The sequence below is a fragment of the Cryobacterium tagatosivorans genome (genome assembly GCF_004402215.1).
Lineage (GTDB): Bacteria > Actinomycetota > Actinomycetes > Actinomycetales > Microbacteriaceae > Cryobacterium > Cryobacterium tagatosivorans.
Genome location: NZ_SOEZ01000018.1, coordinates 18,875 through 33,053 on the forward strand (window position 1 = coordinate 18,875; position 14,179 = coordinate 33,053).

Here is a 14,179-nt window from a genome sequence, read left to right on the forward strand (position 1 = left end):
ATGGACGCATGGAATCGTCAGAGCACATCCGCATCCACGTCCTGCAGGGGACGCGCGACGCGTTCGCCACCCGAGACGAGCTCGAGAACGTGGTTGAAAGAATCGGCGCTACGGCAACGCTTCATTGGCTGGTCGACGCGAACCATTCGTTCGAGATCAGGGGCGTCAAGCGTACCCCCGCCGAGGTCGGGGCATCGCTCGCCCCAACCGTCGCCGGATTCTTGCGGGGAAGTGATCCGACCAGCGCCGGAGGAACAGTGGGTCGTTGACTCAGGCGCCGGAGGCGATTCGACTTCCGAAGAGCTCAGGGAGATCGTCATCTGACCCGTGCTGGGCAGCTACTGGTGGTCGGTAGAAACGTCGGGCGACTCGTCCCCGCGGCGGTACACCAGCGAACCTGCGGAGTAGGTGCGCAGGACGCTAGTTAGGTGGATGTCTTCGGCCGGCAGGTCGAAGAAGTTGCGGTCGAGTACGGCGAGATCGGCGAGATACCCGACGGCGATTTTGCCGGATTCGTGTTCTTGCATATTCACAACGGCACTGCCCCAGGTGTACGCAGTGACGGCCGCCGCTAACGAGAGTTGCTGCTGCTCACCCAACGGCTGCTCAGCGCTGCCCGCGCTAATTCGGTTGACGCCAACGTGGATGGCGGCGATCGGGTCGGGGCTCGACACCGGCCAGTCGCTTCCGGCAGAAAGTTGGGCTCGCGCGCGGGCGAGGTCGCCAAACGGGTAGTAGCGTTCAACGAGTTCCGGTGCCAGAAATGGCACGTTTAACTCATCCAACTGTCGGGCATGCGCAGCCCAAAGCATCTGCATGTTTGCGATTGTGCCGAGCTCAGCGAACCGCGGTATATCCCTGATCCCAACCACCTGCAGGTGAGCAAGATGATGCCTGTTACCCAGATCACCGTTAGCTTCCCTGGCGGCCTCAATCGCGTCGAGCGACTCGCTTACGGCCCGATCACCGAGGGCGTGGAAATGGACTTGGAATCCCGCCGCGTCCAGTGCAGTCACACAAATCTTGAGATCCTCGGGATCGATGAATGAAAGGCCGAGATTCTCCGTCATGTCGCCGTGAGTATCACGGTAGGGCTGGCTCATGGCGGCCGTGAAGTTCTCCGGCACGCCATCCACCATGATCTTGACGGCCGACGCGCGGAAGTGCCCGGATGGATCAGCGTCGCGAATTCGCGCTCGTTGATCGATGATTTCGGGAAGTTGCTCGAGCCCTCGACCTCGCTCCCACCAAATCGCAGCGATGGTGCGCATGGTCAGCTCGCCCCGGTCGACCGCATCGAGGTAAGTCATGGTGGCGTCTTCCATTCCGAGGCCGCGCCCCAAGAGCGCATCCTGCCAGGATGTGACGCCGAAGCTGTGCAAATACTCCTGCGCCCGCAAGAGCCCGCGGTCGGCGAGGTCGCCCGTTGCAGACGGAGCGAAGCGGCCGACCAGGTCCATCGCACCTTCATGGAGCGTGCCGCTTGGCTCGCCTCCCTGGGTGCGCTCAATGCGTCCGTCGATGGGATCCGGGGTTTCCGCGGTGACACCGGCGAGACCAAGTGCGCGGGAATTGACCCACATGCCGTGGTGATCCCGGTTCATGAGGGCGACAGGCCTGCCCGGGATGACTGCGTCAAGCAGATCTCGGGTCGGCGTCCCACCTGCAAAGAACTCCATCGACCAACCTGCGCCCATGATCCACTCTGCGTGTGGGTGCGCACGGGCGTAGTCAGCGATCAACCGGAGGCAGTCTTCTGCATCTTTCGCGCCGGTGAGATCGCACTGCAACAGTTCGATTCCTCCGGCGACGGGATGGATGTGAGCATCCTGAAATCCTGGCAACAACAGACGGCCTGTGATCGGAACAACGTCCGTGTTTTCTCCCACGAGCGCCGCGATGTCCTCTGCGGCCCCCACCGCCATGATGCGACCGTCCACCACCGCGACATCGGCGCGGACCGGGGCGTCCTGAGGCGCCGAGAAGATCCAGCCGTCAACGAATACGATGTCTGCGAAGTCAGCCATCAGAGACTCCCTCGCACATGGCGATCGAGTATCTCTGCTGCGGCCTCGCGTCCGCTTCGTAGCGCACCCTCCATCAAGCCTGCGAAATCTCCTCCGAGGTACTCCCCCGCGAAATGCAGGGGTCCGATGTGTCTCCCCAGGTCGTCCACGTCATGTTCTGCGGATGCAGCTCCGTGCGCAGAATACGCACCCCTGGCCCACGGGTCGTTCGACCACGTGGTGAGAAGGGCGCCTTCGCTGACCAAAGGCATATCGGGCTGGGTTTCCTTCACACGTGCAACCCAAGCGTCCGGTCCGTCTCGAACGCCGAGCCGATCCAAGGCCGTGGCTGAGCCAGCGAAGCAATTCAGAACTGCTGGCACACGCCCGGTGTCATCCATAGCGGTCCAGGACCAATATCGGTCGGGAACACTCATGACGGCGCTCGTGTGGACCGAGCGCGCCAAAGGGATATGGAGCTTCGCAGCGTCACCGTAGGCGCTCCGAGCCAGGGCGTCCAGTTTCCACCTCGGAAGTGCGGGTGAGATGGATAACTCGCTCACCAGCGGCAGCGGAATGGCGAGCACGACGTGGTCGGCACGGTATGTGTCAAGGTCGGTTAGGACATCGCAGGTTCCGCCCTCAGCCACTATCGCTCTGACCGGGGTGTTGAGATGCAGGCGATCACCGAGTCGCCCGGCGAGGGCCTGCGCCAGACCCTGGTTTCCTCCTGCGATGCGATGGCTGGGCAGTGGAGACAGGGACGCCACATGTCCCAGGACACTGCTGTCGAGGAATTCCGCCTCAAGAGCGCAGGAAATCTCGACCCGGCATCGTATGGCCTCGGCGAGATCCGTAGACACAGTGAGGTTAGACAGCACGTCGCTGATCGACAAGCGTTCGTCCCCGCCAATGGCGTCGGTCAGCCTTGACCCCGCCGCGATCATCGCGGCGGAATCGACTTCCCCGGCGCCGCGGGGTTCGCGAAGGTAATAGCTCATTCCCGTGTCGACCAGGCTCAGACCCAATTCGGCGACATAGCTGCGAAGAAGGTCGTATCCGCGAAGAATGAATTCCGCGCCGCGCTCGACAATAACGCTCTGCCCGTCGGGCAGCGGCATCGATTCCGACCAGACCCGCCCACCGACCCGGTCGCGCGCCTCAAAGACCTGGACGTCGTGCCCGGCATCCATCAACTCGCTGGCCGCAGCCAATCCGGCCAATCCCGCCCCGACGATAGCTACCCGCACGACGGCACCACCGGGGTCAGCGCAGTTCAGCAACGGGCTCGGGCTCGGTTGCGGCCCCCACGAGGACATAGGTCTTGCGGATCGTCTCGTGAATGATCCAGGTACCGCGCCATCCAATCGGGAGCACAAGAAGTGAGCCGGCTGCAAGGCGAACGCTCGTCCCGTCGTCACCATGCACCGTGGCGGTTCCGCTCAGGATTTGGCAAACCTCGGTGCAGGTGTCGCGCACAGCGCTGAACTCGCCCGGCTCGCATTCCCAGACCCCGGTTGAGGTGTGAGGGCCGGCCTCCCACAGGCTGAGGGTCGATTCCATCTGACCTGTTCGGCTTGTGGGTTTGGACTGTGGTTGCGGGAGGGTCACAGTATTGGCCATCACGTGACGCAGACTGACGGGCTCGGAGCCGGTCTTCGCGCTGGCCAGGGCTTCGTTTTCGCTCACGATATTTCCTTTTCCTAATCGGAGTTGCTGTTGATGGGCACTTCAGCGGCCCGTGATCATATTCGCAAAGCGTGCGATCTTGCTGGTGCCCGGCAGGTCCCGTTCGTATTCACGACGGTCAGCTTCGCGATAGAGGGTGTACATGGCCTGCACACCCAGCCAACGCAAAGGTTCAGGCTCCCACGGGCGAACGCGACGCCCGACCCACGGGAGTCGGGTGAGTTCGGTGTCACGGCGGAGCACGAGGTCGGCGAGGGTCCGACCGGCAAGGTTGGTGGTCGTCAACCCGCTGCCCACGTAGCCCCCCGCGGTGCCGAGACCAGTTTCCTGGTCGAGTTCAATCGTCGCGCACCAGTCACGGGGTACACCCAGGACACCGCTCCAGGCTTGAGCGATTGGAACGTCACTTGCTGCGGGAAACATGCCGTGGAGCAAATCGGTCAGAGCGCGGATCGTCCAGCCCTGGGTCTCACCATTGTCATCGGTGCGGGACCCATACCGATACGGGATGCCACGGCCGCCCAGGGCGATTCGATTGTCAGCGGTGCGCTGGGCATACATGTACGCGTGAGCTGCGTCTCCGAGCAGCTCTCCACTTGCCCACCCGATCTGGGACATCACCGATTCCGGTAGAGGGTCGGTGATGATCATCGAGGAATTCATCGGCAACCACGTGCGCCGTTCACCTTCGATGCTTGGAGTGAATCCCTCCAGGCAGCGAAGAACGATCGGCGCTCGGACTATCCCCCGGTCCGAGTGGACAGTCTGAGGCTTGATCTCTCGCACCGTCGTCTGTTCATAGATGGAGACTCCAAGCCGCTCCACTGCGGCGGCGAGACCCCGCACGAGCTTGGCCGGTTGGACGCGGGCGCAGTGAGGGCTGTAAGTGGCACCTCGGGACCCTTCAACGACGATTCGGGCGTCCAGTTCAGCGCGACTCAGGAGAACAAAGTCGTCCGCGCCCGCGCCCCAAAGTTTTTCATACTCGAGGCTCTCCTGCAGGCGGCCAAGCTGCGCACTGTTGCGGGCGACATGAAGAAGTCCGTCCTTGACGATGTCGGCGTCGATGTTCTCGGCCCGTGCGACTTCGATCACCTCATCCACCGCGCCTCGCATGGCGCGCAGCAAGTCGACAACGCCCTGATGCCCGTGGGTCGAAGCATAGGCAGAGCGTGATCCTGCGAGCTCTGAAGAAAGCCAGCCGCCGTTTCTGCCAGACGCACCGAATCCTGCGAATTCCTTCTCAAGGATGACGATTCGCAGATCGGGCTGCTCGCGTTTCAGGTAGTAGGCGGTCCACAGCCCGGTGAACCCAGCCCCGACGATGCAGATGTCGGCTTCCAGGTCGCCAGGAAGCGGAGCGCGGTACGCGGGGATTTCGGTGCTGGAGTACCAGAAAGAAACGCCGCCATTTGGGATCGCACGCTCGGCCTGCCGAGAGTCATGCTTGATGCTGGTCATTGATGCACTCCTGTTTCTGTGGACGGCTAGTTCGACGTGAAGACGGGAACTTGGACGTCGGCGGCCAACTGTGGCCTATCGGGGCTCTCGTTAGTTGTGAGGACAACGGCGTCTTCGGGGAGGAAAGTGAGCCACACGCGGTCCCCGGGACGATTCGCCGTAACTTCACCCGCTGATTCGCGGACGAAGACTTTGCTTCCGTCGCCCAGTTCGACCTCGAGCTTGCGTGAGTTGCCGAGGTAGATTTCCTGAATGATGCGCCCACGAACTGCGTTGCCGCTCGGTTCCACCCCGTCGATTGGCTGCACTCGAATCCGCTCGGGACGCACGACCATAGCGGCATGCGCGCCGCTGCGCGCGTCACCCCTGTGCGCATGCAAAGTCCTATCTGAACTCAACACCCCCTTTCCCCCCTGGTGGTCGAGAGCCAGACCATGGAACAGGGACGATTCACCGACGAACTGTGCGACAAAGATCGTGCTCGGACGCTCGTAGAGGTCTTGGGCGCTGCCCACCTGCTCGATCTTTCCCTGGTTGAACACCGCAATGCGGTCTGAAAGAACGAGGGCTTCGTCCTGGTCATGTGTGACGTATACAAAGGTGGTCCCGAGCTCCGCATGGATCCGCTTGATCTCCAGTTGTAGGGAGTCGCGCAGCTTCTTATCCAATGCCCCGAGTGGTTCATCCATCAGCAGCACTCGCGGGCTGTAAACGATCGCGCGCGCGAGGGCGACGCGCTGCTGCTGCCCGCCGGACAACTGCCGCGGCATGCGGTGGGAGAGATTGGAAAGGCCGACCTTGTTCAATGCATCCGCGACAAGGCGCCCTCGCTCGGATTTGGGCAGTCTGCGCTGGCGCAGCGGATACGCAACGTTGTCGCCCACCGACATGTGAGGGAACAGCGCGTAGTGCTGGAACACCATTCCCATGTTCCGTTTGTGGGGCGGAAGGGCGTAGACGGGCTTGCCATCGACGAGGATTTCACCTTCGGTGACGTCCACGAACCCGGCGATCATGTTGAGTGTGGTCGTCTTGCCCGAACCGCTGGGCCCCAGCAGGGTGAGAAACTCGCCAGGCTCTGCGTTGAGGTCAATCGCGTCTACGGCCGTTGCATCACCGTAACGCTTTGTCAGCTTATTGAGGGTGATGGCAGCACCCTGCGAGATCGAACTATCGGACACGATTCCTCCGAGCGATATAGAGAGTTATGGTCAGCGTGAGAACGGTCGTCAATCCCAGGATGAGGGTAGCGGCCGCCGCTATTGTCGGGTCGGTGTCCCGCGTGACGGAGGCGTACATCTTCACTGGGAGGGTTTGAAGATACGGACTCTGAATAAAAAGGGACAAGACGACTTCGTCGAAGCTGGTGACGAAGGCAAATAGGGCACCCGAGATAACACCGGGCGCAACGAGCGGCAACGTGACCTGTCGGAACGTGGTCCAGCGATTCGCTCCGCACATAGCCGCGGCGCTCTCGAGGCGACGGTCGAAGCCGTTCAGGCTCGCCGTAACGGGGATGATGACGAACGGCAGAGCGAGAACACTGTGAGCAATGACAAAGCCAAGAGTTGTTCCAAGCAGGTTTGCGCGCAGGAACAGCGCGTACAGGCCGACTGCGACGACGATCACCGGGGCAATCATGGGCGCGAGAAGTATCGCATTCACGGTCTGTTGGCCACGGAATGCCGATCGGGTCAGAGCTGCAGCAGCAGCTGTGCCGGCAATGGTCGCGACGATCGCAACAAGCGCCCCCACCTGCAAACTGGACGCGAGGGCTCCAACCCAGCTTGGGTCCTGGAAGAAGTTCGTGTACCAGCGCGTCGACCAGCCGGTCGGCGGAAAGGAGAAGGATGGCTTGTCGGTCAGGCTGAGCGGGATGACGATCAACGAAGGAGCGGCCAGCCACAGCGCCACCAGCGCGCAGAACAACCACAAGGCGCCGTTCCACATCCGTGCCACGGGCTTTCTCATCAGCGCACCCCCTTGATCGTGCTGGTTGACCGTCCAATGACGAGCGCCAGGATTGCGAGGATCGCGAGCGTGATCACAATTAGCACGACCCCCATGGTCCCTGCGCGACCCCATTGCAGCAGCCCGTTCACCTGAGTGAATATCTGTTGACTGATCAGCGAGTTCCCTGGAGACCCCAACAGCGCCGGGGTCACGTAAAAGCCCAGGCTGCTAATGAACACGATCAGCGAGCCGGCGCCCACCCCAGGTAAGGACAATGGCAGCCAAATCCGAAAAAAGGACGTAAGCGGGCCGGCGCCCAGACTCGAAGAAGCCAAAATCAGGCGGCGATCAATATTTGTCATTACCGCGTACAGCGGCAAGACGAAGAATGGCAGCAGGACCTGACTCATGCCGATAACGACGCCCAGGTTGGTCCTGATGAGCGGGATCTGACCCAGACCGACGGTTGCGAGGAGGGATTGAAGAGGCCCGTGATCCTGGAGCAATATCACCCAGGCGAACGTGCGAACCATCAAGCTGGTCCAGAAGGGCACGAGGACCAGCAAGGTCAGCACAGCTCGCAGCTTCGGCCCTGCTGCAACCATGGCGTAGGCGTATGGATATCCCAGCAGTAGGCAGACGACTGTCACGTTGACAGCCGTCGTGAACGTGCGCAGCAGTATCCGCTGCTGAACAGCGTCTCCCAGGTACCACGCGAAGTTGCCAAACCCAACCGAGGGGTCCGTAAACGCGTACCACAGCATGATGACCAGCGGGACGACGAACCCGACGATCAGCAAGAGCCCTGCGGGGACGAGCAGGCCCAGGCGGCCCCACCTCTTGGATGGGGCCGCTTGGTCGATGACCGTGTCAGCGGTAATAGATCCTGCCACGAGTGCTTCCACGGTAGCCATCGAAATGCCTAGCCGGCCAGCCAGTTCGTGTACGCCGTAACCATTTCGTCATGGTTCTCTGCCCACCAGGAGTTGTCCAGCTTGAAGGCGTCCTTGACTCTTTCAGGCGTGGTCGTCACGAAGGACTGAGCCAGCTCGTCCAGCTTCGGCTTGGAATCCGTGTTTACGGGACTGTATGAGGTCAGTTCGGTGAGCTTGGCCTGTTGCTCACTCCCGAGGTAGTAGTTGATCATTGCCATTGATGCTTTCGGGTTTTTAGCGCCGATAGGGACAGCGAGGGCGTCCGCCTCGGGCATCCACTGGTTCCACATCGGCGCGTACGCCGCGCCGTTCTTCACCGCAGAGTACGCACGACCACTCCAGAGCAGCGCCATGTCGACCTGACCCGATTCGAGCAGCTGCTGGGACTGGGCGCCGCTCGACCAGAACACAATGTCCTTGCGGATCGACGCCATCTTTTTCATGGCGCGCTTCTCATCGATCGGGTACATGGAGTCGGCGGAAACACCATCGGCGAGCAAGGCACCTTCAAAGACACCCGGGTCGAGGTCGCCAGTACCGCCCTCAATCCCTCGCTTGCCAGGGAACTTCTTGGTGTCGTAGAAATCGGCCCAACTGGTCGGAGGGTTGGCACCATACTTCTTGGTGTTGTACATGACGATCATGCCGTAGCTCATCGCCGGCACCGAGCACTTGTCTGTAAGCAGACCGGCAGGGATCTTGCTCGTGTCCACGATGCTGGTGTCGAGCGGCATGAACAATTTGCCGCACTGCTGGGCTGCGAAGACGTTCGTGGTGTCGACAACGTCCCATGTCACATTTCCTGAGGTGACCTGCGCCTTCAGCTTGGCATTGTCCGTGGGCCCGTCCTGAAGGATTTTCGCGCCTGAAGCAGCACCAAACGGAGAGATGGCTGCGGCGACTTGGCCATCCTGGTAAATACCCCCGTAGGAAACGAAGGTCAGGGTCTGGCCCGTCAAGGCATTTGCCTTGACAGACCCAGAGACCGCCGCTCCGCTCCCGAGATCGACTGGTTTAGCAGGTCCGCCGCCACCTGCGGTACAGGCGGCTAGAAAGAGTGAGCCTGCGGCGACGGTGGCGATGGCACCGACCCGGACACTCCAGGTTGATTTCGCGATTTTCATTTTTTCTCCTTGTGAGCTTCGTTGCGTTTCAGGATGAGGACTCGGCGGTTCCCGTGTTGACCAGAATCAGTCGCTGAGGCTTAGGGGGCTCCGAGGGTTGGTGGGCTGATGATCCAAATGACCTCTGCCGGTTCTGTGCTGGTGTTGCGGACCGAGTGGAGTGTCGACGTGCGGTACTCGGCGCTGTCGCCACGGTTGAGTTGGTACTCAGCGCCAGCCAGTTCCAATGTCACGCTGCCGGAAATGACAACAAGCATTTCCTGAACATCGCCGTGAGTGTACGCATCGCCCGAGTTTCCGCCGGGAAGGAAGTCAGCGACATACACCTCCAGATTGCGCAGTGGCTTCTGAGACAACAGGTACTTCGAGGTCAGGTTGCTGGTGTGAATCTCCGGACGGTGTTCGCGCCGCAATACTTTGGGTCTCGTGACGTCATCGTCAGTGAAGAGGTCAGGGAGAGTGATTCCCAGTCCTTCCGCCAGCTTGCGAAGGGTCCCAACGCTGGCGTTGGCCTGGCCTCGCTCAAGTTGGCTCAGGAAGCCAGGTGAGGTATGAGCGAGCAGGGCAAGCGCGCGCAAGCTCATGCGGCGAGCGAGTCGAAACTCGCGGATACGCGCACCCAGCGATTCCTCCGGCGTCAACTCGCCCGCGGCTGGTACGCCATCGATCATGCGAACATCCGATCGGCCCAAAGAAACAATGTGTTATTTCCTAGCGAACGAAATGTTCGTTGGGACTGAATTTATGCGCGCCGATGGTCGGGTGTCAAGCAACATTTTCGTTTTCTTTCGCTTCGCAGCCAGCCGCGACCTTCGCTCACCCAGACGCCTGTCATTCGCGCACTCACACGGTTGCCGGGCCGAAACACGAGCGTCCTGATCCCGGGTGAGAGACGGCCTGCCGAACCCTTGGCCAACGATTTGACACGTTCCATCTCCGGCATGTACCGTCAGCCCGTTCTCATCAACTTGATCGACGAAGGAGTCGCTTTGACAGAAACGCATGCTTTGCGCAGGAACGCGCTGGGCCTGGGCGGGGCGGTCATCATGTCCGCTGCGCTCATGGGTCCCGCGGTGTCCGTGTACTTCAATCCGCAGGTGGTGGCGGCCAACGCCGGGGCTGCGACGCCGCTCGTGTTCGTCCTGGCGCTTGTGGTCATGCTCGTCCTGGCGAGCAGCATCATGGAGATGGCACGTACTTTTCCTGGTGCTGGATCCTTCTACACCTACGTATCGCGCGGGATCGGCGCCCGCAGCGGTTTCGTCACGGGTGGCCTCATGTTCATTGCCTATGGCCTGCTCGTGCCCGCGGAACTCGCGCTGATCGGCACCTATGCTGAAGGCATCCTGGCCGGCTACGGCGTGCACATTTCCTGGGTCGTCATCTCCGCTGCCTTCCTCGTGCTCATGGTTTTCTTGTCGTTTCGCGGCATCACCGGTTCGCTGAAGACCGCTGCGATCCTCTTCGTCGTTGAAGTTGCGGTGATCGTGCTCCTCAGCGCAATTGTGCTGGCCCAGGGCGGCGCACACGGCCTGACGCTGGAGCCGTTGTCGCCTGCTTCGTCGCCAAACGGTCTCTCCGGTTTGGCGCTCGGCATGGTGTTCGGCATCCTGTCCTTCGTGGGTTTCGAGGCCGCCACCACCCTCGGCGAGGAAGTGCGCAATCCGCACCGGAACATCCCGCGCGGCATGTTCCTGTCGCTGCTGCTCGTCGGTGCGATCTACCTGTTCACGACCTACAGCGAGATGATCGGCTTCGGTACCGATGGCGTCGGCCAGCTCGTCAAGGACGCCGCGCCGTTCAACACCCTCGCGGCAACGTACGCACCGTGGCTGGAGCTGCTGATCGGCCTGGCCGGCGTCTCGAGCATTTTCGCCGTAACCATGAACGCCAACAATGGCGTCGTTCGCATTCTCTTCGCGATGGGCAGAGAGGGCATGCTGCCGCCCGTGCTCGGACGCATCCATCCCGTCCACCGCACGCCGGCGAACGCGATCTGGTTGCAGGCGGCCGTCGCTGTCGTGTTCACCTTTGGTGTCGGGCTCCTGGCCGGGCCGTTCAATGCCTATATCTACCTCGGATCGATCCTGACCCTCGCGATCATTCCCGTCTACATCCTCACCAACATTGCGTGCATGCGTCATTTCAGTGGCCCCGGCCGGGCCGAACGGACCCTCTGGCGGCACGTCGTGCTCCCCGTCCTCGGCATCCTGCTCCTCGGGATACCGATCTACGGGCAGGTCTACCCGGTGCCGCCAGCTCCGCTGAACACGTTCCCCTACATCGTGTTGACACTCATCGCCGTCATGGCAGGCATCGCATTCGTCCTCGGTCGAAAGCGCCCTGAACTGCTCAAGCGGGCAGGCGCAGTCCTCGCCACCGGAGGCGTAGACGACGCAGTGCTGGAAGAGGACTCGGCACCGGTAGGCTCCGGAGCCCGATGAGTCGCTCGTTGACACTCGGCACCGCCGAAAGGATGGTGGCCGTCGCCCGGGAGCGCGCCGAGGAACTGGGCGTGCTCGTGAGCATTGCCGTCGTCGATCGAGGTGGCCACCTGGTTGCCTTCGCACGCATGGACGACGCGGAGATCGCGGGTCCGACGCTGGCAGTCGACAAGGCATTCACGTCCGTGGCGCACAGCGCGCCCACCGCTGAGCTGGCCCTCCTGGCGGCCCCCGGCGGGCCGCTCTTTGGCCTGCAGGCGAATGGAGGCGGGCGCTACGTCATTTTCCCGGGCGGCGTCCCGTTCCGGGAGAAGGACCTGATCGTCGGCGGGATCGGCGTCAGCGGCGCAACTGCGCCAGAGGATGCTTCCTGCGCTGAGGCAGCCGTGGAATGGTTCCGCGCGATGACCGGGGATTCCCGACTGGCTCAGCCGCCGGAAGCCGGCCGGTAATACAGAAAGGCCCCCGATTTCTCGGGGGCCTTTCTTGTTCACCTGGGCACCGCTCCCGGCGTTCCGTCGTTGGCTACGGCCAAAGTCGCTTGCTGGCCAGCTCGGCGCCGTCCGTCAGGGTCTGGAGTTTGGCCACCGCGATCTGGGGGTGGATCCGTCCCCCGAGGCCGCGGTCCGTGGACGCGATGACGCGCTCCCGTCCGACGAGCGCGGCGAAACCCTGGATGCGGTCGGCGACGAGTTCCGCGGGCTACACGGACTCCAGCACGCTGACGTAGTTGGCGATCCCGACGCCGCCCATGTTCTGGACGACGGCGCGCCGGGGAGCCGGAAGCTGCATGTCCCCCGCGGTGCCGGTCAGTTGCATCGCTGACACCACGTGTTGGGAGACTCCCGTCGCCCCCACGGGGTGCCCCTTCGCCTTGAGGCCGCCGGAGATATTCACCGGGAGCTTTCCGTCACGGTACACCCAGCCTTCTTCGATGGCCTGGCGACCCTGGCCCGGCGCGGTGAGGCCCATGACCTCGTACATGATCAGCTCGGCGATCGTGAAGCAGTCGTGAACCTCAGCGAAGTCCAGGTCGTCGAGCCCGACGCCGGCCATCGCCAGGGCGCGTTCGAACGAGACGCGGGTGGCGGCAAACTCGGTGGGGTCACGGCGGGCGGCCGGCAGGAAATCATTGGCCTGGCCGAAGCCGGCCAGACGCACCGCATCGGTCACGGCGGAGCCCGCGCGGAACCGGTCCGAGGTGAGAACCACGGCTGCGGCCCCGTCGGAAATCGGGGAGCAGTCGGTGCGGCGCAGCGGGCTCGCCACCATGGGGTTCTTTTCTGACACGGTTCGGCAGAAGTCCTCCCCCAGGTCCTTGCGCAGTTGCGCGTAGGGGTTGGCGAGGCCGTTTCGGTGATTCTTGGCCGCGATCGAGCCCAGGACGTCTCCGATCGGTCCGTAGCGCTCCTCGTATGCCCTGGCCACGGTGGCGAAGAGTCCGGTGAAGCCCGTCGTGGAGAACTTCCCCGCCATGTCATAGTCAGCGCCGAGGAGCGCCGACCCGACCAGCTCCGGGGAGGCCTGCGTCATCTTCTCGGCCCCGATCACCAGCACGGTACGGGCAGTGCCGGCGAGAATTGACTTCACGCCCTGCTGGAATGCGGCCGACCCCGAGGCGCAGGCGTTTTCCACACGCGTCGCGGGCACATTGACCAGCGCCGGGGCCGTTTGCAGGACCAGGGACGACGGGAAGCCGAGCGGTAACAGACCGGAGTTGAACTGACCGAGGAAGATCTCGTCGATATCCGCGGCATCCACGCCCGAATTAGCGATCGCCTCCGACGCGACCTGCACAATGAGGGTTTCCAGGGTGTCGTCCACAAGCTTGCCGAAGCGAGTGTGACCCCACCCGGTCAGCAGCACGTCGGTGCCGAACTGTTCCTTGAGGCTCATGCGGCCACCTCGCTCAGGTCTGCGGCGACGGAGAAGGCGGGCTCGGTGTTCGCGCGGATCTGCTCGACGGTGACTCCGGGGGCCAGACGGCGCAGCAGGAGTCCGGCATCCGTCACGTCGAACACCGCGAGGTCGGAAACGATGCGGTCGACCACTCCCACCCCGGTCAGCGGCAGGCTGCACTCGTTGACGATTTTCGCCGAGCCGTCCCGCGCCGTGTGCTCGGTGAGCACGACCACGCGCGGGGTGCCCGCGACCAGGTCCATCGCCCCGCCCATGCCCTTGACCATTTTCCCGGGGATGGTCCAGTTGGCGAGGTCCCCGGCGCCGGAGACCTGCATGGCGCCGAGGATGGCGACCTTCACGTGACCGCCGCGGATCATGCCGAAGGAAGTGGCCGAATCGAAGATTGACCCGCCCGGCAGTACGGTGACGGTCTGCTTGCCGGCGTTGATCAGGTCGGCGTCCTCCTCGCCCTCGAAGGGGTAGGGCCCCATTCCGAGCAGCCCGTTTTCGCTCTGCAGCGTCACCCGGATGCCCGCGGGCAGGTTGTTTGCCACGAGGGTCGGGATGCCGATGCCCAGGTTGACGTAATCGCCGTCGTTGAGTTCCTCGGCCGCGATCGCTGCCATTTCGTCACGTGTCCATGCCATGATTTCCTCCTTGAAGTT

General features: G+C 62.7%; 14 protein-coding genes and 1 pseudogene. 3 read left to right on the top strand and 12 right to left on the bottom strand.

The window, feature by feature from the left end:
* The first annotated feature begins 8 nt into the window (after positions 1-8).
* Positions 9-269, top strand: coding sequence for an alpha/beta family hydrolase (locus E3O23_RS03530; RefSeq protein WP_134488235.1), 261 nt, complete (start codon positions 9-11; stop codon positions 267-269).
* A gap of 69 nt (positions 270-338) precedes the next feature.
* Here the strand turns inward: E3O23_RS03530 and E3O23_RS03535 are convergent, their stop codons facing one another.
* From E3O23_RS03535 to E3O23_RS03575, 9 genes are all read right to left on the bottom strand, one after another.
* Positions 339-2,027: an amidohydrolase gene (locus E3O23_RS03535; RefSeq protein WP_134488237.1), complete on the bottom strand. Its 1,689-nt coding sequence runs from the start codon at positions 2,025-2,027 to the stop codon at positions 339-341.
* Positions 2,027-3,256 (bottom strand): flavin monoamine oxidase family protein, encoded by a 1,230-nt coding sequence (locus E3O23_RS03540; protein WP_277613872.1) that lies wholly within the window; start codon positions 3,254-3,256, stop codon positions 2,027-2,029. Before E3O23_RS03540 ends, E3O23_RS03535 begins: the two co-directional genes overlap by 1 nt.
* Positions 3,257-3,272: 16 nt before the next feature.
* Positions 3,273-3,695 carry a cupin domain-containing protein gene (locus E3O23_RS03545; RefSeq protein ID WP_241983302.1) on the bottom strand — a complete coding sequence of 141 codons (423 nt, stop codon included), beginning with the start codon at positions 3,693-3,695 and terminating at the stop codon, positions 3,273-3,275.
* A gap of 42 nt (positions 3,696-3,737) precedes the next feature.
* Entirely contained in the window at positions 3,738-5,156 is a 1,419-nt protein-coding gene (locus E3O23_RS03550) for an NAD(P)/FAD-dependent oxidoreductase (RefSeq protein WP_134488241.1), read from the bottom strand.
* A gap of 26 nt (positions 5,157-5,182) precedes the next feature.
* Positions 5,183-6,337: an ABC transporter ATP-binding protein gene (locus E3O23_RS03555; RefSeq protein WP_134488243.1), complete on the bottom strand. Its 1,155-nt coding sequence runs from the start codon at positions 6,335-6,337 to the stop codon at positions 5,183-5,185.
* The gene (locus E3O23_RS03560; RefSeq protein WP_134488245.1) at positions 6,327-7,127 is read right to left on the bottom strand and encodes an ABC transporter permease; all 801 of its coding nucleotides are present in this window, start codon (positions 7,125-7,127) and stop codon (positions 6,327-6,329) included. The genes E3O23_RS03555 and E3O23_RS03560 overlap by 11 nt, the downstream gene beginning before the upstream one ends.
* Positions 7,127-8,023: an ABC transporter permease gene (locus E3O23_RS03565; protein ID WP_134488247.1), complete on the bottom strand. Its 897-nt coding sequence runs from the start codon at positions 8,021-8,023 to the stop codon at positions 7,127-7,129. The genes E3O23_RS03560 and E3O23_RS03565 overlap by 1 nt, the downstream gene beginning before the upstream one ends.
* Before the next feature lie 8 nt (positions 8,024-8,031).
* On the bottom strand, positions 8,032-9,168 hold the full coding sequence (locus E3O23_RS03570; protein WP_134488249.1) for an ABC transporter substrate-binding protein: 1,137 nt from the start codon (positions 9,166-9,168) through the stop codon (positions 8,032-8,034).
* Positions 9,169-9,248: 80 nt separating this feature from the next.
* Positions 9,249-9,839 carry a helix-turn-helix domain-containing protein gene (locus tag E3O23_RS03575; RefSeq protein ID WP_134488251.1) on the bottom strand — a complete coding sequence of 197 codons (591 nt, stop codon included), beginning with the start codon at positions 9,837-9,839 and terminating at the stop codon, positions 9,249-9,251.
* Positions 9,840-10,076: 237 nt separating this feature from the next.
* Here E3O23_RS03575 and E3O23_RS03580 point away from each other — a divergent pair, with 237 nt between their 5' ends.
* Positions 10,077-11,612, top strand: a complete 1,536-nt coding sequence (locus E3O23_RS03580) for an APC family permease (RefSeq protein WP_134488253.1) — start codon at positions 10,077-10,079, stop codon at positions 11,610-11,612.
* An 8-nt stretch (positions 11,613-11,620) separates the two neighbouring features.
* On the top strand, positions 11,621-12,064 hold the full coding sequence (locus tag E3O23_RS03585; RefSeq protein WP_198415117.1) for a GlcG/HbpS family heme-binding protein: 444 nt from the start codon (positions 11,621-11,623) through the stop codon (positions 12,062-12,064).
* 73 nt (positions 12,065-12,137) lie between these two features.
* Here E3O23_RS03585 and E3O23_RS18460 read toward each other — a convergent pair.
* The 3 genes and pseudogenes from E3O23_RS18460 to E3O23_RS03600 form a co-directional block, all read right to left on the bottom strand.
* Positions 12,138-12,308: pseudogene (locus tag E3O23_RS18460) on the bottom strand (epoxyalkane--coenzyme M transferase); the annotation flags it as partial.
* Positions 12,309-12,314: 6 nt separating this feature from the next.
* Positions 12,315-13,508, bottom strand: coding sequence for an acetyl-CoA acetyltransferase (locus E3O23_RS03595; RefSeq protein ID WP_134488257.1), 1,194 nt, complete (start codon positions 13,506-13,508; stop codon positions 12,315-12,317).
* The gene (locus E3O23_RS03600; RefSeq protein WP_134488259.1) at positions 13,505-14,161 is read right to left on the bottom strand and encodes a CoA transferase subunit B; all 657 of its coding nucleotides are present in this window, start codon (positions 14,159-14,161) and stop codon (positions 13,505-13,507) included. The genes E3O23_RS03595 and E3O23_RS03600 overlap by 4 nt, the downstream gene beginning before the upstream one ends.
* Positions 14,162-14,179 lie beyond the last annotated feature (18 nt).

What these genes read in the sequence shown, in the direction of transcription:
- E3O23_RS03550 (WP_134488241.1), bottom strand. Translation starts at nt 5,156, where the DNA reads ATGACCAGCATCAAGCATGACTCTCGGCAGGCCGAGCGTGCGATCCCA.
- E3O23_RS03595 (WP_134488257.1), bottom strand. Translation starts at nt 13,508, where the DNA reads ATGAGCCTCAAGGAACAGTTCGGCACCGACGTGCTGCTGACCGGGTGG.
- E3O23_RS03535 (WP_134488237.1), bottom strand. Translation starts at nt 2,027, where the DNA reads ATGGCTGACTTCGCAGACATCGTATTCGTTGACGGCTGGATCTTCTCG.
- E3O23_RS03600 (WP_134488259.1), bottom strand. Translation starts at nt 14,161, where the DNA reads ATGGCATGGACACGTGACGAAATGGCAGCGATCGCGGCCGAGGAACTC.
- E3O23_RS03575 (WP_134488251.1), bottom strand. Translation starts at nt 9,839, where the DNA reads ATGATCGATGGCGTACCAGCCGCGGGCGAGTTGACGCCGGAGGAATCG.
- E3O23_RS03560 (WP_134488245.1), bottom strand. Translation starts at nt 7,127, where the DNA reads ATGAGAAAGCCCGTGGCACGGATGTGGAACGGCGCCTTGTGGTTGTTC.
- E3O23_RS03565 (WP_134488247.1), bottom strand. Translation starts at nt 8,023, where the DNA reads ATGGCTACCGTGGAAGCACTCGTGGCAGGATCTATTACCGCTGACACG.
- E3O23_RS03570 (WP_134488249.1), bottom strand. Translation starts at nt 9,168, where the DNA reads ATGAAAATCGCGAAATCAACCTGGAGTGTCCGGGTCGGTGCCATCGCC.
- E3O23_RS03530 (WP_134488235.1), top strand. Translation starts at nt 9, where the DNA reads ATGGAATCGTCAGAGCACATCCGCATCCACGTCCTGCAGGGGACGCGC.